Annotated in this window: 17 protein-coding genes, 1 tRNA gene and 2 pseudogenes; 14 read left to right on the top strand and 6 right to left on the bottom strand. The window is 64.3% G+C overall.

The features are described from left to right. Positions 1-31 precede the first annotated feature (31 nt). The 5 genes from A7D27_RS22385 (at position 32) to A7D27_RS22360 (ending at position 5,043) form a co-directional block, all read left to right on the top strand. On the top strand, positions 32-1,042 hold the full coding sequence (locus tag A7D27_RS22385; RefSeq protein WP_069566132.1) for a sulfate ABC transporter substrate-binding protein: 1,011 nt from the start codon (positions 32-34) through the stop codon (positions 1,040-1,042). A gap of 137 nt (positions 1,043-1,179) precedes the next feature. Continuing rightward, positions 1,180-1,998: a sulfate ABC transporter permease subunit CysT gene (gene cysT, locus A7D27_RS22380; RefSeq protein WP_069566131.1), complete on the top strand. Its 819-nt coding sequence runs from the start codon at positions 1,180-1,182 to the stop codon at positions 1,996-1,998. A gap of 10 nt (positions 1,999-2,008) precedes the next feature. Further along, a complete protein-coding gene (gene cysW, locus A7D27_RS22375; protein ID WP_069566130.1) occupies positions 2,009-2,878 on the top strand; it encodes a sulfate ABC transporter permease subunit CysW in 870 nt (289 codons plus the stop codon). Between the two features lie 3 nt (positions 2,879-2,881). Then, positions 2,882-3,871 carry a sulfate/molybdate ABC transporter ATP-binding protein gene (locus tag A7D27_RS22370; protein WP_069566129.1) on the top strand — a complete coding sequence of 330 codons (990 nt, stop codon included), beginning with the start codon at positions 2,882-2,884 and terminating at the stop codon, positions 3,869-3,871. A gap of 431 nt (positions 3,872-4,302) precedes the next feature. Next, positions 4,303-5,043 carry a hypothetical protein gene (locus A7D27_RS22360; RefSeq protein WP_069566127.1) on the top strand — a complete coding sequence of 247 codons (741 nt, stop codon included), beginning with the start codon at positions 4,303-4,305 and terminating at the stop codon, positions 5,041-5,043. Between the two features lie 367 nt (positions 5,044-5,410). Here the strand turns inward: A7D27_RS22360 and A7D27_RS22355 are convergent, their stop codons facing one another. Next, entirely contained in the window at positions 5,411-5,935 is a 525-nt protein-coding gene (locus A7D27_RS22355; protein ID WP_069566126.1) for a DUF962 domain-containing protein, read from the bottom strand. 89 nt (positions 5,936-6,024) lie between these two features. On the opposite strand from A7D27_RS22355, the gene A7D27_RS22350 reads away from it, so the two are divergent. From A7D27_RS22350 to A7D27_RS22335, 5 genes and pseudogenes are all read left to right on the top strand, one after another. Then, entirely contained in the window at positions 6,025-6,720 is a 696-nt protein-coding gene (locus tag A7D27_RS22350; RefSeq protein ID WP_069566125.1) for a Crp/Fnr family transcriptional regulator, read from the top strand. 469 nt (positions 6,721-7,189) lie between these two features. Next, positions 7,190-7,483 (top strand): annotated as a pseudogene (locus A7D27_RS28825) (methyl-accepting chemotaxis protein); the annotation flags it as partial. Beyond that, on the top strand, positions 7,484-7,876 hold the full coding sequence (locus A7D27_RS28820) for a CZB domain-containing protein (protein WP_371850586.1): 393 nt from the start codon (positions 7,484-7,486) through the stop codon (positions 7,874-7,876). Positions 7,877-7,924: 48 nt separating this feature from the next. Next, a pseudogene (locus A7D27_RS22340) lies at positions 7,925-8,324 on the top strand (fatty acid desaturase); the annotation flags it as partial. A 117-nt stretch (positions 8,325-8,441) separates the two neighbouring features. Then, complete coding sequence (locus tag A7D27_RS22335) at positions 8,442-8,606, top strand: rubredoxin (RefSeq protein WP_044401971.1); 165 nt, start codon at positions 8,442-8,444, stop codon at positions 8,604-8,606. Positions 8,607-8,864: 258 nt separating this feature from the next. Here the strand turns inward: A7D27_RS22335 and A7D27_RS22330 are convergent, their stop codons facing one another. The 3 genes from A7D27_RS22330 to gabD all read right to left on the bottom strand — a co-directional run bounded on the left by A7D27_RS22330 (position 8,865) and on the right by gabD (position 13,175). Further along, positions 8,865-10,067: an HDOD domain-containing protein gene (locus A7D27_RS22330; protein WP_069563323.1), complete on the bottom strand. Its 1,203-nt coding sequence runs from the start codon at positions 10,065-10,067 to the stop codon at positions 8,865-8,867. A gap of 200 nt (positions 10,068-10,267) precedes the next feature. Then, positions 10,268-11,548, bottom strand: coding sequence for a 4-aminobutyrate--2-oxoglutarate transaminase (gabT, locus tag A7D27_RS22325; RefSeq protein WP_069563343.1), 1,281 nt, complete (start codon positions 11,546-11,548; stop codon positions 10,268-10,270). 175 nt (positions 11,549-11,723) lie between these two features. After that, a complete protein-coding gene (gabD, locus tag A7D27_RS22320; protein WP_069563322.1) occupies positions 11,724-13,175 on the bottom strand; it encodes an NADP-dependent succinate-semialdehyde dehydrogenase in 1,452 nt (483 codons plus the stop codon). 317 nt (positions 13,176-13,492) lie between these two features. On the opposite strand from gabD, the gene A7D27_RS22315 reads away from it, so the two are divergent. Next, a tRNA-Arg gene (locus A7D27_RS22315) sits at positions 13,493-13,569 on the top strand. 111 nt (positions 13,570-13,680) lie between these two features. Continuing rightward, positions 13,681-14,754, top strand: a complete 1,074-nt coding sequence (locus A7D27_RS22310; protein ID WP_069566124.1) for a site-specific integrase — start codon at positions 13,681-13,683, stop codon at positions 14,752-14,754. A 3-nt stretch (positions 14,755-14,757) separates the two neighbouring features. On the opposite strand, the gene A7D27_RS22305 is transcribed toward A7D27_RS22310, so the two are convergent. Beyond that, positions 14,758-15,330 carry a hypothetical protein gene (locus A7D27_RS22305; RefSeq protein ID WP_069566123.1) on the bottom strand — a complete coding sequence of 191 codons (573 nt, stop codon included), beginning with the start codon at positions 15,328-15,330 and terminating at the stop codon, positions 14,758-14,760. Positions 15,331-15,439: 109 nt separating this feature from the next. On the opposite strand from A7D27_RS22305, the gene A7D27_RS22300 reads away from it, so the two are divergent. Both A7D27_RS22300 and A7D27_RS22295 read left to right on the top strand, forming a co-directional pair. Continuing rightward, positions 15,440-15,742 carry a hypothetical protein gene (locus A7D27_RS22300; RefSeq protein ID WP_069566122.1) on the top strand — a complete coding sequence of 101 codons (303 nt, stop codon included), beginning with the start codon at positions 15,440-15,442 and terminating at the stop codon, positions 15,740-15,742. Between the two features lie 41 nt (positions 15,743-15,783). Then, the gene (locus A7D27_RS22295) at positions 15,784-16,344 is read left to right on the top strand and encodes a helix-turn-helix domain-containing protein (protein WP_165666215.1); all 561 of its coding nucleotides are present in this window, start codon (positions 15,784-15,786) and stop codon (positions 16,342-16,344) included. A gap of 777 nt (positions 16,345-17,121) precedes the next feature. Here the strand turns inward: A7D27_RS22295 and A7D27_RS22285 are convergent. Next, the coding region (locus A7D27_RS22285) for a transposase (RefSeq protein ID WP_139134162.1) at positions 17,122-17,387 on the bottom strand (266 nt) is incomplete at its 5' end.

Below are 17,387 nucleotides of genomic sequence, written 5' to 3'. Positions count from 1 at the left end.
CGCCGACACGACCGAATTCTGAGGAGCCTCCATGTCCATCCGCCGTTTCGCCCTGGCCAGCCTGGCCGGTGCCCTGCTTTCCACCCTGGTGGTCGGCCCTGTGGCCGCCGCGACCGAACTGCTCAACGTCTCCTACGACCCGACCCGTGAGCTGTACCAGGCCTACAACGCTGCCTTCGCCAAGCACTGGAAAGCCCAGGGTGGCGAAGACGTGAAGATCCAGCAATCCCACGGTGGCTCGGGCAAGCAGGCACGTGCGGTGATCGACGGCCTCAAGGCCGACGTGGTGACCCTGGCGCTGGCCGGCGACATCGACGAGCTTCAGAGGCTGGGCAAGCTGATCCCCGAGAACTGGCAGGCGCGCCTGCCGGACAACAGCACCCCCTACACCTCGACCATTGTGTTCCTGGTGCGCAAGGGCAACCCCAAGGGCATCAAGGACTGGGGCGACCTGACCAAAGAAGGCGTGGAAGTCATCACTCCGAACCCGAAGACCTCCGGTGGCGCCCGCTGGAACTTCCTGGCCGCATGGGCCTGGGCCAAGAAGCAGTACGGCAGTGACGCCAAGGCCCAGGAATACGTGCAGGCCCTGTACAAGCACGTGCCGGTTCTCGACACTGGCGCCCGCGGTTCGACCATCACCTTTGTCAACAACAACATCGGCGACGTGTTGCTGGCCTGGGAGAACGAAGCCTTCCTGGCCCTCAAGGAGCAGGGTGGCGAGAACTTCGAGATCATCGCGCCCAGCCTGTCGATCCTCGCCGAGCCACCGGTTTCCGTGGTCGACAAGAACGTCGACAAGAAGGGCACCCGCAAGGTCGCCGAAGCCTACCTGCAGTACCTGTACAGCGAGGAAGGCCAGCGCATCGCCGCGCAGAACTTCTACCGCCCGCGCAACGCGAAGGTCGCTGCCGAGTTCGCCAACCAGTTCCCGAAACTGGAGCTGGTCACCGTGGACAAGGACTTCAACGGCTGGAAGGAAGCGCAACCGAAGTTCTTCAACGACGGCGGCATCTTCGACCAGATCTACCAGGCGCAATGACGCGCCGCTGAAGCAGAAACAAGGGCGGGTTCCAGTTCCGCCCGGACAAGGGGAAGCGCGAGCTTCCCTTTGCCGTGCCCGGGCCAGCGACGGCCGGCATCGGGCTTGAGCGTTCCAACGCAGAAAAAGGACAGATGATGTCTCGACGTATCTCCCCCGTCATACCCGGCTTCGGGCTGACGCTGGGCTACACGCTGGTGTACCTCAGCCTGCTGGTGCTGATCCCGCTGGGTGCCATGTTCCTTCGGACCTTCGACCTGAGCTGGACCCAGTTCTGGGGCATCGTCAGTTCACCCCGGGTGCTGGCCGCCTTGAAGCTGAGCTTCGGCGCCGCGCTGGCCGCCGCCGTGATCAACGGCCTGATCGGCACCCTGCTGGCCTGGGTGCTGGTGCGCTACGACTTCCCCGGGCGCAAGATCATCGACGCGATGATCGACCTGCCCTTCGCCCTGCCCACCGCCGTCGCCGGCATCGCCCTCACCGCGCTGTATGCGCCGGCCGGCCTGGTCGGCCAGTTCGCCACCGACCTGGGCTTCAAGATCGCTTACACCCCGCTGGGCATCACCCTGGCGCTGACCTTCGTCACCCTGCCCTTCGTGGTGCGCACGGTGCAGCCGGTGCTGGCCGACATCCCCCGCGAGGTGGAAGAAGCCGCCGCCTGCCTGGGTGCGAGGCCGCTGCAGGTGTTCCGCCACGTCCTCCTGCCGGCGCTGCTGCCGGCCTGGCTGACCGGTTTCGCCCTGGCCTTCGCCCGGGGCGTGGGCGAGTACGGCTCGGTGATCTTCATCGCCGGCAACATGCCGATGAAGACCGAGATCCTGCCGCTGCTGATCATGGTCAAGCTTGACCAGTACGACTACGCCGGCGCCACCGCCATCGGCGTGCTGATGCTGGTGGTCTCCTTCATCCTGCTGCTGCTGATCAACCTGCTGCAGCGCCGCATCGAAACCCCCTGAGGAGGCCGCCATGAGTTCCGCTACCCTGACCGCCACCTCCGCCAACGCTGCCCGCCGTGGCAACGTCTGGGGTCGTCGCGCGCTGATCGCCGCCGCCTGGCTGGTGTTCGCGCTGTTCCTGCTGCTGCCGCTGTACATCGTGCTGAGCGAGGCGATGAAGCAGGGCTTCGGCACCTTCTTCGAAGCCATCCTCGAACCGGACGCCCTCTCCGCCCTGAAGCTGACGCTGATCGCCGTGGGCATCTCCGTGCCGCTGAACCTGGTGTTCGGCGTGGCCGCCGCCTGGTGCGTGAGCAAGTTCGAGTTCCGTGGCAAGAGCATCCTGGTCACCCTGATCGACCTGCCCTTCTCGGTCTCCCCGGTGATCGCCGGCCTGATCTACATCCTGCTGTTCGGCGCCCAGGGCTACTTCGGCGAATGGCTGAGCGAGCATGACATCCAGATCGTCTTCGCCCTGCCCGGCATCGTCCTGGCCACCGTCTTCGTCACCGTGCCCTTCGTCGCCCGCGAGCTGATCCCGCTGATGCAGGAACAGGGCACCCAGGAAGAGGAAGCCGCGCGCCTGCTGGGCGCCAACGGCTGGCAGATGTTCTGGCATGTGACCCTGCCCAACATCAAATGGGGCCTGATCTACGGCGTGGTGCTGTGCACCGCCCGCGCCATGGGCGAGTTCGGCGCGGTGTCGGTGGTGTCCGGCCACATCCGCGGCGTCACCAACACCCTGCCCCTGCACGTCGAGATTCTCTACAACGAGTACAACCACGTCGCCGCGTTCAGCGTCGCCAGCCTGCTGCTGGTCCTGGCGCTGTTCATCCTGCTGCTGAAGCAGTGGAGCGAAGCCCGTCTGTCCCGCCTGCGTCACGCCGACGCGGAGGAGTAACCCATGTCCATCGAAATCCGTAACGTCAGCAAGAACTTCAACGCCTTCCGCGCGCTGAACGCCATCAACCTGGACATCCACAGCGGCGAGCTGGTCGCCCTGCTCGGCCCGTCCGGCTGCGGCAAGACCACCCTGCTGCGCATCATCGCCGGCCTGGAGACCCCGGACGCCGGCAACATCGTGTTCCACGGCGAGGACGTCTCCCAGCACGACGTGCGTGATCGCAACGTCGGCTTCGTGTTCCAGCACTACGCCCTGTTCCGCCACATGAGCGTGTTCGACAACGTCGCCTTCGGCCTGCGCATGAAACCCAAGGGCGAACGCCCCAGCGAGCCGGAGATCGCCGAGAAGGTCCACGAGCTGCTGAACATGGTGCAGTTGGACTGGCTCGCCGACCGCTACCCGGAGCAACTCTCCGGCGGCCAGCGCCAACGCATCGCCCTGGCCCGTGCCCTGGCAGTGAAGCCGAAGATCCTGCTGCTGGATGAACCCTTCGGTGCCCTCGACGCCAAGGTGCGCAAGGAGCTGCGCCGCTGGCTGGCGCGCCTGCACGAGGAGATCAACCTGACCTCCGTGTTCGTCACCCACGACCAGGAAGAAGCCATGGAAGTGGCCGACCGCATCGTGGTGATGAACAAGGGTGTGATCGAGCAGATCGGCGCGCCGGGCGAGGTCTATGAGAACCCGGCGAGCGATTTCGTCTACCACTTCCTCGGCGACTCCAACCGCCTCCATCTCGGCAGTGACGAGCACGTGCTGTTCCGCCCCCACGAGGTGTCCCTGTCGCGCCAGGCGGTGGACGAACACCGCGCGGCCGAAGTACGCGACATCCGCCCGCTGGGCGCCATCACCCGCGTCACCCTGAAGGTGGACGGCCAGGACGAACTGATCGAGGCCGAAGTGGTCAAGGACCACGACAGCCTGGCGGGCCTGGCCCGCGGCGAGACGCTGTTCTTCAAGCCCAAGGCCTGGCAGGCCGCGTCCTCGCTCTGAGCCGGTGTCGAACACGCCCCTCCGCGGAGGGGCGTGCTCATGGGCGCGAGACCGTGGGTGCAGGCCCCCGCCCTTTCGTGGAAGCAAATTCATTCGCGATAAACCGCGCGCAACGGGCTGCCGAGGGGGTTATCCACAGACCGCCTCGGCCGAGCGCTTCAGCCCCAGGTATTGCAACTCGGCGAACGGCACCGACGCCAGTGCCTGGGCGATGACGAAGACCTGCCACTTCCCCGCCGACCCGGAGAGCGCCGAGCGCCTGCGCCTGCGCCAACTGGTTCGACCGTCGGAATGAATGCCCCGCCGGCTCCAAATCACTCTTTCGGGTAATTCCGTCCATCCCGCGTCGCAGTAGGCTGTGCGCGCACCGGGCGGGCTCCATGGGCCCGTCCTTCGTCTGCTCACAACAACAAGAAAAGGAGCACGCCGGGATGCTTTCACACGCTCTATCACGCGCTTTCATCGGACTGCTGCTGGGCCTTGCCGGTGCAGGGATGGCCCTGGCCGCCGAGCTGGCCCCCATCGATCAGATCCAGGTCCACGCCTGCCGCGCCACCAGCAGCCTGCTGCTGTACCGGGGCGAAGGTTTCCAGGAGACCCACAAGGCCCGCTTCGAGGCTGACCTCAAGGCTCTGGATGCCGCCTTCCAGGCGGTGCCGCAGCCCAGCGACGGGCTTGGGCAGAAGTACCGCGCCCTTGTTACCCAGCTGCAGCAGGGTGTTTCCTACGGCCACAGCGAGGAGGACGTGCCCTGGCGCTTCCCTCAGGAGCTGGCCAAGTCCCTGCGCGACCTGCTGATCGCCGCTCGCGCCACCCCCGGCAACACCCCCCAGGGCGAGTTGCCGGCCAAGGTCGAGTACCTCGCGGTGCAGTACCTCAGCCGCGCCTACATCGGCACCTTCGAGATCGCCCGGGAGAACGGCGATACCTACATCGGCCAGGACGAGCGCACCCTGCTGCCGGCCATCGACGCCCAGCTCCAGCCCCTGGACAAGGCGGACCCGGTGGTGGGCAAGCTGAAGACCCGGTGGGGCTTCCTCAAGGCCGCGCTGGCTGACATGAACAGCCAGAGCAACACCCTGGTCAGCGCCTCCGGTCGCCCCTACGCACCGATGATGGTGGACCGCCATGCGCGCTCCATGAGCACCCAGTTGCTGGCGACAGGCGGATGAGGATCGGGGGGCAGCGCGGGTTATCCACAGTTGGGCCTGTGCCCAATCGCGGATGAGTCCGCTTCCGCAGGGGCATAGGGGTGGGCCGGGCGTAGGGTGGACGTCGCTTTTTACGTCCACCACTGGCCTGGCGGGTGGCGCCGTTGGTGGACCGGTGAAGCGTGGTCCACCCTACGAAAGCCACGGCGCGGGTTATCCACAGTCGGGCCTGTGCCCAATCGCGGATGAGTCCGCTTCCGCAAGGGCACGGGGGTGGGCCGGCCGTAGGGTGGACGTCGCTTTTTACGTCCACCACTGGCCTGGCGGATGGCGCCGTTGGTGGACCGATGAAGCGTGGTCCACCCTGGCGGGTTATCCACAGAGCGGCTCAGGCGGTGGCCTTTTTCTCGCGGATGCAGGTGGGGCCGGAGCGTTCCTCGATGGCGCGCTCCACCTCCTTGCGCAGGCCGAGCATGAAGCCCAGTTCCGCCACCACGAACAGCGGGCCCACCACCAGCCCCATCAGGTCGTCGACGAAGGCGGGCTTGCGGCCCTCGTAGTAGTGGCCGATGAACTGGATGACCCAACCGATGAAGAACAGCCCCAGCCCGGCGCCCAGCCACACGGCGGTGGACTGCACCGCCAGGTGCTGACCGGCCCAGAGGCTGAGGCCGAGCAGCGCGGCCATCACCACGCCGAAACGCGCATCGAGGCGGAAGTAGAACAGCACGGCGGTCAGGGCCACGACGCTGGCGGGCGACAGCCACAGGCCGGCGACGGGCAGGCCCGGGCGGGACAGCAGCACGGCCACGGCGACCACGATCATGGGAATGCCGATGAAGTGGCTGAAGATGTTGCGCCGGTCACGGTGGTAGTCGGCGTACTGGCTCAGGTGGTCGATGAGGGTTTTCATTGTTGTCTCCTCGGGTTCGGGCAGTGCGTCGATAATGGCGCCTGCACTGGCCTATCCTCTGTCAACTAGCCGACAAACCCCAGCCCGCCATGCCCGAACGTTCCGACTGTCACCAACGCCTGCTCGCCGGCCACTGGTTCGCCAGCCTGCCGGAGGCCTTCCGCGAGGCCCTGCTGGGTGCCGCGCGCCCGCTGGAACTGGCGGCGGGGCAGCGGCTGTTCCGCCGCGGCGATCCCCCCTGCGGCCTGTACGCGGTGCTGGGCGGAGCGATCCGCGTGGGGGGCAGCACGGAGAACGGCAAGGAGGCGCTTCTGGCACTGGTGGAGCCGCCCCATTGGTTCGGCGAGATCTGCCTGTTCGACGGCCAGCCGCGTACCCACGACGCCTTTGCAGAAGGCCCCAGCCACCTGCTCAACGTGCCCCAGGCGGCGCTGCTGCGCCTGTTGGAACAGCATCCGGCCCGCTGGCGCGACATGGCCTTGCTGATGAGTCAGAAGCTGCGCCTGGCGTTCATCGCCCTGGAAGAGATGAGCCTGTTGCCTGCACCCCAGCGCCTGACCCGGCGCCTGTTGCTGATCGCCGAGGGCTACGGCGAGGCGGACGGCCAGCGCCGGGTGATCCACCTGGCCCAGGAGCAACTGGCGCAGATGCTGGCCATTTCCCGGCAGACCACCAACCAGATCCTCAAGGAGCTGGAGGCCCTGGGCCTGGTGCGCCTCACCTACGGCGGTATCGAGCTGCTGGATCTGGACGGCTTGCGCCAGCGCGCGGCCGGCGGGCGCTGAACGGCTCAAGAGTCACTGCGGCGAGGCGATAAGCTGAGAACCTGTCCTCTCTGTTCCCGGAGTCCTTATGTTCAGTGGGAAATGGCGTCAACGCAGTGAAGAACTCGAAAGCCAGGTCAACCAGCTGACCCGCGAGAACCAGCAACTACGCGAGGAACTGGAGGCCCTTCGTCGCCAGGGCCAGGCCCGCCATACGGAGGCGGAGAGCGTGCTGGCACAGCACCAGCTCCACGGCGAGCTGCACGGCAAGCTGGGGCTGTTCGCCGACTCCCTGTCGGACACCCGCGACAGTGTGGTTGCCCAGGCCGAACAACTGCAGGTGGAGGTGGAAAAGCTGCAGCGCCACCAGGGGGTGTTCCAGGAAACCTCCAGCCTGCTGGGTGGTTTCTCTGGCGCCCTGGCCTCCATGGCCGAACAGGGCGTGAGCAGTGTGGAGAGCGTCAACCTGCTACGCCAGCGGGTGGAGGAGATCAGCCGCATCGTCGACCTGATCAAGGCGATTTCCGACCAGACCAACCTGCTGGCCCTTAACGCCGCCATCGAGGCCGCACGGGCCGGTGAGCAGGGTCGCGGCTTCGCCGTGGTGGCCGACGAGGTACGCGCCCTCGCCGGGCGCACCAGCCAGGCGACCCAGGAAATCAGCCAGTTGGTGGACAGCATCAACCAGGAAACCGGCCGCGCCAGCCAGGCCATCGGCAGCCTGTCCAGCGAGTCGACGCGCCTGTCGGAGAACGTGTCCAACTCGGCACAGACGCTGGATGAAATGGTGCAGTTGGGCGAACACATGAACCGCTTCATCGAGGGCATCGCCCTCAGCGCCTTCACCGAGGCGATGAAGCTGGACCACCTGCTGTTCAAGCTGGGGGTCTACCAGCACTTGTTCAAGGGCGAACACCACGCCAACCTCAGCGACCACCAGCATTGCCGGCTGGGCCAGTGGTACCAGTCTTCGGCGATCCAGGCACGGTACGGCTCGCTGCGTGCCTTCCAGGCGCTCGCCGCGCCCCATGCACGGGTCCATCAGGCGGCGCGAAGCGCGCTGGACGAACTGCCTGAGAACAACCACCGGGCCCTGCTGCAGGCGGTGAACGACATGGAGGGCAGCAGCCAGGAGGTGAACCGCCTGCTGGGCGAACTGGCCCACCAGGTGCGCTGACTGAGGTGCAGCGTCTGGGCGATGCCTTGTCCACAGCGTGTACTTTCGCTGGGCATGCCGGTGGCCTGGTCGGACACCACCCTGGCGGTGATGCAGGCTGTGGATATCGCGGTGGTGGTGTTGGTGGGCCCCACTGCCTGCACTTCGTCAGCTCCAACATGCACTGCAACGGCGACGTGGAGCCGGGAAACGTGATCCAGCAGACCCAGGTGCTCAATCCCTGATGGCTGCGGCCGCAGCAGGCGTTGTGCTTCAACTTCGGCAGCCCCCATGCGCTCCACCATTTCGTGGTGAAGGAGCCCTCTACATCCGCCAGATGACCGCGTCGGTGGCCCACCGGGTGATGCGCCGGATGGGGGTGCGCTTCAACGACTTCGGCACCTTCGCCCGCGCCAACCGCTGGCGCGCCCGCGAACAGGAACGCCCGCTCCAGACCCACACGGCCTGAACGTCCGCCCCAACCTTGGATGGGCCGCCGTGCGACCCGTCCGCACGTACTATCGCTGCCCGCTGGCCGAGCCCCTCGACCTGCTTCCTGCCCCCGTGAACGACAAGAGGTAACGGCATGAAAACCTGGATCTGCGTGGTCTGCGGCCTGATCTACGACGAAGCCAAGGGCTGGCCCGAGGAAGGCATCCCGGCCGGCACGGCCTGGGGTGATGTGCCGGAGGACTGGGTCTGCCCGGATTGCGGCGTGGGCAAGGCCGACTTCGACATGCAGGAAATCTGACCCGTCCAGGGTGCTTCTAAAAGAACCGGGCGAGGTCGTCAGCGCCCCCGGCGCTACGGCGTGCCGGGGTGTTCAAGCCGCACGCCCCGGCTGCCCCTGATGCACATCGCCACCGGCCGCAACTGCACGAGCCGGAACGCTTCGAGGCGTACCTGGATGCGGCCTTCCGCGCGATCTGGCAGGACTTGATGACCCCAGGTGCCGGCGGCCGTGCTGGAAGGGGCCAGCTTCACCCCGGCAGCCAAGGAGGCCCTCAGCCTACATGAGGCGGGCGGGCAGGCGATCCAGCAGCGAGGGGTCGAGGCGCAGCAGGCGGGCGGAGCGCTCGTCCAGAAGGTCACGTGGGGCGGCGTTGGCGGGCAGGCGCAGGAGGCCGGCGCAGAGGTTCATGGTCAGCGCCTCGCGGGAGAACACGCCGCTTCCCAGGCCGTAGAAGGCCGCCACCAGCTCGCGCAGGCCGAAGGGCAGGCGCCAGCGGATGCGCAGCGCGGAGCCGAAGCTGGCGGCACGCTTGCGCACCACCGTTTCCAGAGCGTCGTCCTCCAGGGTGCCGCCGGCGTCCTGCCAGTCCTGCAGGCTGCGCAGCAGGGCCAGCTCGCCCATGTTGTGCAGCAGGCCGGCGGTGTAGCAGAGCTCGGCATCCAGGTCGAGTTCGCTGGCCATCCAGTAGCCCAGTTCGGCGCTGCGCTGGGCCTCGCGCCAGGCGATGTCGGCCAGCTCGGCCAGGCGCGGGTCGCGCAGCCGGGCGTTGCGCTCCAGGGCCATGCCGAGCACGAGGTTGAGCACACGGGTCACGCCCAGGCGCTGCAGGGCTTGGGTGAGGGTCTGGCAGGGCGTGCCCAGGTGCTGGGCGGCGCTGTTGGCGGCGGCGATCAGCCGGGCGGTGATCTGCGGGTCGCGGGAGAAGACTTCGTCGAGGTCACGCAGGTCGAGGTCGCTGGCCTGCAGGCAGCGGCTGACGGCGTCGCGCACGTCGCTGAGCAGGGGGGCGCCCTGCCCTTCCTCGCGCACGCTGTCGAGGTACTCCCCCAGGGTGGCGACCAGCAGCGGCGCGGCCGGTTCGCGGCCTTCGCCGGCGGGCAGCAGGCTGGACAGGCGCTGGCGCAGGCTCTCGGCATTGAAGGGCTTGCCCAGGTAGGCGGACGGCGCCAGGGGCAGCACGGCACGCACGCTGCCGGCATCCACCCGGGCGCTGATGAGCACGAACGGCAGCATGGGGGTGCGCGGGTGGCGACGCAGCTGGCGCAGCAGCTCCAGGCCGCCGCCGCCCTGCAGTTCACCGTCGGCGATCACCAGATCGGGCAGGCGGCGCTTGCAACGTGCGAGGGCGGTGGGCGCGTCGGCGACGTGGACGAGGTTGGCGTCGGCGCGGACATCCAGCACCAGTTGGGCGAGCAGGTCGGCCGTCCACGGGTCTGCCTCGGCAATCAGAACTTCCGGAACCTTGGCGTGGGCGGTCATGGGTTACCTCGGGACTGCAGCGGGCAAGCCGTAGGGGGAGTGCGACGGAGTTGGCAAAAAAGAAGGCGACAAGTCTAAAGCGCCGATGAAGGGCTGAGTAGTGGCCCGATGACATATTGACCGACTGGTTGAAATCTGCTTGACCCGGGACAAAAAAAGACCCGCCGAAGCGGGTCTCAAGTGCGCCTGGCTGGTGAGCCTCAGGCGAGTTCGTCGAAGCACTCGGCGACGATGGCCAGGCCCTTGTCGAGCTGGGCATCGGGGATGGTCACCGGCATCAGGAAGCGGATCACGTTGTAGTAGGTGCCACAGGACAGCAGGATCAGGCCCTTGTCGCGCGCCTTGGCGACGATCTTGCCGACCAGCTCGGCAGCCGGCTTGCTCTCGTCGCCGCCTTCGAACAGCTCGATGGCGACCATGGAGCCGAGGCCGCGGACGTCGCCGATGACCTTGTGCTTGGCCTGGATTTCACGCAGGCCAGCCTTGAGGCGTTCGCCCACGGCCTGGCTGCGCTCCAGCAGTTTCTCTTCGTCGAACACCTTGAGCACGGCCAGGGCCGCGGCGCAGGCGATCGGGCTGCCGGCGTAGGTGCCGCCCAGGCCGCCGGGAGCGATGGCGTCCATGATCTCGGCCTTGCCGCACACGCCGGAGATGGGGAAGCCGCCGCCGACGGATTTGGCGAAGGTGGTCAGGTCCGGGGTGATGCCCAGTTGCTCGGTGGCGAAAAAGGTGCCGGTACGGCCGGCGCCGGTCTGCACTTCGTCAGCGATCAGCAGGATGCCGTGCTGGTCGCACAGGGCGCGCAGGCGCTGCATGAAGGCCTTGGAGTTGACGTAGAAGCCACCTTCGCCCTGGACCGGCTCGATGATGATTGCGGCGATGTCCTGGGGCTGGGCGTCGTTCTTGAAGATGCGCTCGATGCTGGCGATGGAGTCGTCTTCGCTCACGCCGTGCAGTTCGCACGGAGCCAGGGCACGGAACACGCCACCGGGCATCAGGCCCATGCCGGCGGAGTACGGGACCACCTTGCCGGTCAGGGACAGGGTCATCATGGTGCGGCCGTGGTAGGCGCCAGTGAAGGCGATGACGCCGGCACGGCCGGTGGCGGCGCGGGCGATCTTGACGGCGTTCTCGACGGCTTCGGAGCCGGAGGTGACCAGCAGGGTCTTCTTGGCGAAATCACCCGGTACGCGCTTGGCGATCTCTTCGCAGAGCTCGATGTAGGGTTCGTAGGCCAGCACCTGGAAGCAGGTGTGGGACAGCTTGGTCAGTTGCTCCTGGACAGCGGCGATCACCTTCGGGTGCAGGTGGCCGGTGTTCAGTACGGCGATGCCGCCGGCGAAGTCGATGTACTCGCGGCCTTCCACGTCCCAGACGGTGGCGTTCTCGGCGCGCTCGGCGACGACCGGGTGGATCTGGCCCACGCCACGGGGAACGGCGGCGGCACGGCGTTGCAGCAGGGATTCGTTGGTCTTGCTCATGGGTTCCTCACGGCCGCTCATCGGGCGGCGCAGTCTCAAGGATGAATACCTCCGGTGGGCGCTTGCGCAGCATTCGATGATCGACTGCGCAGGCCCGCCGGAGGTTCGTCGGTTCAGGTTGTGGAGCTGGGGCGCCGCGCGCTCTTTCGCGCCTTGCCCCGTCTTTGCATCAGGTTCAGATCCCGCCGAGGCAGAGGTACTTGATTTCCAGGTAGTCTTCGATGCCGTACTTGGAGCCTTCGCGACCCAGGCCGGAAGCCTTGATGCCGCCGAACGGCGCCACTTCGTTGGAGATCAGGCCGGTGTTGATGCCCACCATGCCGTATTCCAGCGCCTCGGCCACGCGGAACACGCGGCCCAGGTCACGGGCGTAGAAGTAGGAGGCCAGGCCGAACTCGGTGTCGTTGGACATGGCGATGACTTCGGCCTCGTCCTTGAAGCGGAACAGCGGGGCCAGCGGGCCGAAGGTCTCTTCCTTGGCGACGGCGGCATTCTTCGGTACGTCGACCAGGATGGTCGGCTCGAAGAAGGTGCCACCCAGGGCATGGGGCTTGCCACCGGAAACGACCTTGGCGCCTTTGCTGACGGCGTCCTGGATGTGCTCCTGGACCTTGGCCACGGCCTTCTCGTCGATCAGCGGGCCGGTGGTGATGCCCTCTTCCAGGCCGTTGCCGATGTTGAGCTTGGCCACGGCAGCCTTGAGCTTCTCGACGAAGGCGTCATACACGCCGTCCTGCACGTACAGGCGGTTGGCACAGACGCAGGTCTGGCCGTTGTTGCGGTACTTGGAAATCAGTGCACCTTCGACGGCGGCATCCAGGTCGGCATCGTCGAAGACGATGAAGGGGGCGTTGCCACCCAGCTCCAGGGACACCTTCTTGATGTCCTGGGCGCATTCAGCCATCAGCTGGCGACCGATCTCGGTGGAGCCGGTGAAGGACAGCTTGCGCACGGTGGGGTTGCTGGTCAGCTCGCTGCCCACTTCACCGGCGCTGCCGGTGACGACGCTGAACACGCCTTTGGGAATGCCGGCGCGCTCGGCCAGTTCGGCCAGGGCGAGAGCGGAGTACGGGGTCTGGGAGGCGGGCTTGAGCACCATGGTGCAACCGGCAGCCAGGGCCGGGCCGGCCTTGCGGGTGATCATCGCAGCGGGGAAGTTCCACGGGGTGATGGCCGCGGTCACGCCGATGGGCTGCTTGATGACGATCAGGCGCTTGTCCGGCTGGTGGCCGGGGATGACGTCGCCGTAGATGCGCTTGGCTTCTTCGGCGAACCATTCGATGAAGGAGGCGGCGTAGGCGATCTCGCCCTTGGCTTCGGCCAGCGGCTTGCCCTGCTCCAGGGTCATCAGACGGCCCAGGTCGTCCTGGTTGGCCATGATCAGTTCGAACCAGCGACGCAGCTTGGCCGCACGCTCCTTGGCGGTAAGGGCACGCCAGGCCGGCAGAGCACGTTCGGCAGCTTCGATGGCACGGCGGGTTTCGGCAGCGCCCATCTTCGGAACGGTACCCAGGATCTCACCCGTGGCCGGGTTGTTGACCTTGATGGTCTGGCCGCTGTCAGCGTCCAGCCAGGCCCCGTCGATGTAGGCTTTCTGGCGGAACAGCGTGGCATCTTTCAATTGCATCTCTGTCTCCTTCGCACCGGTTACAAGGAGCCGGGGTCCGTTGTTTTTGTTCGGCCAACCCCAGGATTGGCCAGGAAAGGAAGTCGATTGCAACAGCCGGGCTTGGCAGTGCAAGGGGCGTTTGAAATCTCAAACGAATGCTAGGGCCAGAGGGTTCAAAGGGCAATACTACGTTCGATAAAACAGACAAAAAAATGAGTACCCACAAGGTTTTGCTGTGCAAAATCCATTACGAGCAGGGCTTGCGTTCAATATTCAGAACATTTCACGCAAAATGGACTCCTGCGCCACGTGCAGGTATGATTGCGCGCTCTCAAGCATCCGTAGCTCAGCTGGATAGAGTACTGCCCTCCGAAGGCAGGGGTCGTGGGTTCGAATCCCGCCGGATGCGCCATATTTTTCCCTTTGAGATCAAAGGGATGTGCTCCTAACGAAAACCTGTCCTAGGCCTGAAAGTCGTTTTTGCCACAAATTTGCCACAGTTGATGTGGCGTGGATGGTAGGAATGGCAACAATCAGGAATCGTGGCGAGTATCAGTGGGAAGTACAGATCCGCCGCAAGGGCTATCCAGCCCAGCGCAAGACCTTCGAAACCAAAGCCGATGCCCAAGCCTGGGCGCGCATGATCGAAAGCGAAATGGACCGTGGCCTCTTCGTCTCCCGAGTCGAAGCAGAGCGCACGCTATTTAGCGAGCTCATCGATCGCTACATCGCCGAGGTTGCTCCCAAGCACAAGGGCGCCTACTCAGAAATCAAGCGCCTCGAGGCCCTCAAACGGCACTCGTTGGCCGGCCGCATTGTCGCCACCCTCACCTCTTCCGACTTCGCTCGCTACCGCGACGAGCGCCTGAAGATTCGCAAGGGCAACACGGTCAAACGCGAGCTCGCGCTGTTTCAATGCGTGCTTGAGGTTGCGCGGCGTGAGTGGGGCATCCATCTAGCTGACAACCCCGTGCGGATGGTCAGCCGACCCAGCTACAACGACGAACGTTCCCGCCGCCTGGCTCCCGAGGAAGAGGCCTATCTACTGAGTGCGCTCGAATACCATGAGCGTCGTGATGATGGCACCTATGCGGACGGCTCGCACAACCCGTGGATCCGCCCCATAGTGCAGCTTGCTCTCGAGACCGCCATGCGCCGAGGAGAGCTATTCGAGTTGCGCTGGAAGCACGTAAGCCTGGAGCGGCGGACGGCCCACCTACCTGCAACAAAGAATGGCTTTCCGCGATCGCTGCCACTTACCCCGAAGGCAGTCGAGCTCCTTCGCAATCTACCAAGGTCGCTTTGCGGCCGGGTGTTTCCAACCACCCCAGATGCCCTCAAGAAGGCTTTCGTACGCGGATTAGCGCGGGCGCGAGCGCGTTATCTGGATGACTGCGAAAAGACGTGTACAACGCCTCAAGAAGACTTCCTGCTTGATCTGCGCTTCCATGACCTTCGACATGAGGCCACCTGCCGTCTGGCGACCAAGCTGCCGAACCTCATCGAGCTTGCCAGCGTGACCGGGCACCGTGAGGTCAACATGCTGAAGCGCTACTACAACATCACGGCCGAAGAGTTGGCCGCCAAGCTGGCTTGATTGCTAGAGCCCGAGCCCCAGGGAATGCGCGCATTCCCTGACTTCGCTATTTCGCTCCATATTTCGTTGTGCGGCCAGTACACGCTCGCGATGCTGCTGCTCGAACGTCTGGAAGAATTTCGCAACCATCATCTCTCGGGACCACGAGTCGAAAGACTGACCCCTCTTCACCTTCCGAAGCATCTCACGTGCTGTGACCTGCGCGGCCTCTCGCTGGAAAGTGCGAAATAGCAGGCCCTGTGCAGCCTGCGCGCAGATTCTGCCATTGGCTAATGCCCAGAAAATCAGGCGCCGGTATGTCGGCCAGGTCATGCGGGTTTCACCGCTCATATAGCGCCGAAGAACTCTCCCGTCATGGGAGCTGCGGATTCCAGAAATTTCCTGCTCGGACATCAGGCGCTCTAGAGCCACCATCGACAGACCCGAAAACCTCAGCACCCCGCTGAGCAAGTAAACCGTCATGTCCTGTGGGGCACGCAGAGCAAAGTTTTTCCGCCCCTCTTCGAGATGCATGCGCATCTCCCGAATCACGAGATCGGCTGCTTCGTCATCGGTGAGGTCAGATTCGGCGTTCATGCACCGATTCTTTAGCTAACACCTGCTCATGTCAAAAAGCTGTCCTAGGTGGCTCTGCTTTCTCTGGCGAAAACTGAATGCATCGAAATGCAATCAGGCGAAAGAAACCATGGGCGTCGATTACGAAACCATCCAGAAAATCCAGAAGCTCGGCGACGATGTGCTGATCGGAGTTACCGAGGTAGCTGCACTGACCGGCTTCAGCATCCTCACCGTTCGACAACGCAAGCTGCCAGGCCTTGACCCTGTGCCGGGCTTGTCGCGCCTCCGCTGGCGGCTAGGGGACTTGCGACAGTGGATGCGCCGCGGCCCTCAAAGTAACGCTGCCGCAGATATTGCAAGCAGCACGAAAGAGTCGTCTCGGCCGATGGGAAGGCCGACCAAGAAATCCCAGGTGGAGGGGCGGAAATGACTAGGGATGCACATGCTGATGAAGCGTCCGGGGCAGGAGACATGAAGCTTGACCCCCATTGGTTCCACGTTTTTAAGTCCATGGTGGACAACGATTTGAGAACGCTCGGCCCGTACGCCTTCGCCGTGTATTGCGTGATCAAGTCGCATTGCAGGCTCGAAACTGGCTTGGCTGAACCTGGCATCGAGACAATCGCCAAGAAGGCGGGAATCAGTGCTCGACAGGTAATGCGCGAGCTGAAAACGCTACAAGAACATGGCTACGTTCAAAAGATTCGAGTGCGGAAGCACAACGGTTATCACCTACAGGAGCGTCTTTCCGTTTTTGATCCGCAAGGCGAGAAAACGGCGGTGGTTAAGCTGGAGTATCAGCCTGCCAAGATTCAAGAGTTGGTGAAAGGGCTCAAAGAGATGCTGCGCACACAGCAGTTTGCGGGGGCCACCATCCACATCGGGAAGGTGCAGGTTATCCAGTGCGAGAACAACATCGACATCCAAGTCGGGGGGCGGGAAGCGCTACAGCAGTTGTCCCAAAGCAGCCCGACTTTACATCGCGCACTCCTGTCGATCGGGAAGGCCATGAATCGGCCTGAATGCGAGTAGCTCATGTGACTGACTGTCACATGCCAGTGAGTCATGTCCGATGACAATTCAGGTGACTACCTGGCAGGTAACTCGCCTGTACAGGTGCCTGAGAGTCACCCAAACAAGAAGAGAAGTTTAAAGATGCATACGAGCCCAACCAGGGTCGGCCGGAGCGCATTTCTGCCTTCTGCCGCCAATGCAGAGCCTTGCCGTCAGAACGCAGATCTACTTGCTGGGCTTATGGAATGCGGGAGGGCCCAATCGGCGCCGCTTAGGCGTGCCTTCCGGTTTTCGCATCGCCTCACGGAGCCTCTCCGCATCCGCCTCGATGACCTCGGGTGGTGCATCTCTGAGGATTTGGAGCAGGCGCTCACGACTCAGCCGCTTGTTTTCCAAGATCTCTTCGAAGCTGCTATCGGTTCCACGGTACTGACACATCTGAACATCCCTCGGGAGGTGCACGATGAACACTAACATCCATCCCCAAAATACGCAGCGGAAAGTCCTCAAAGCGTTCCTCGATTCATTCCTAAATGCGTTCCGCAAAGTGCTCCTGCTGGTATGTCTGCGGGCATGCTCACGCATGCAGGGATTGGTTCAGTTTTTCGTGCGATCCATGTTCGCAATTCTGGTGCAGGTAGCTCCACGAAGGATGGTCTGAAGTAGTCCTACATTTCCGGCCGACTTCGACCTCTGCCGATTTTGAACGCACCCACTAATCAAAACCGGTCAGTTTGTCCGCTCAGCTCTCCGTTTGGGGCCGTCACGAGCACCTCGCAGCGGCTATTCCCAACATTACAGATTTACCTCTCCTGTGGTAGTCAGCAAATGTCGGCGCGCCATCCATAGGTTCGACAGGGCAAACAAAGTCATCAACTGAGCCGTATTCTTCGCCAGGCCTCGGAAGCGCGTTTTCACATGACCAAACTGCCGCTTGATCACCCGGAACGGGTGTTCAACCTTGGCACGCACCTGGGCTTTGGCTTTCTCAATCTTGCGTCTGGCTTTGTAGAGCGGATTGTTCTTGCCCAGCTTCTTATACGTGCTCCGGCGCACCGCAG

The organism is Pseudomonas sp. 1D4 (genome assembly GCF_001728925.1).
Lineage (GTDB): Bacteria > Pseudomonadota > Gammaproteobacteria > Pseudomonadales > Pseudomonadaceae > Metapseudomonas > Metapseudomonas otitidis.
This window is presented reverse-complemented; position numbering and strand designations above follow the sequence as displayed.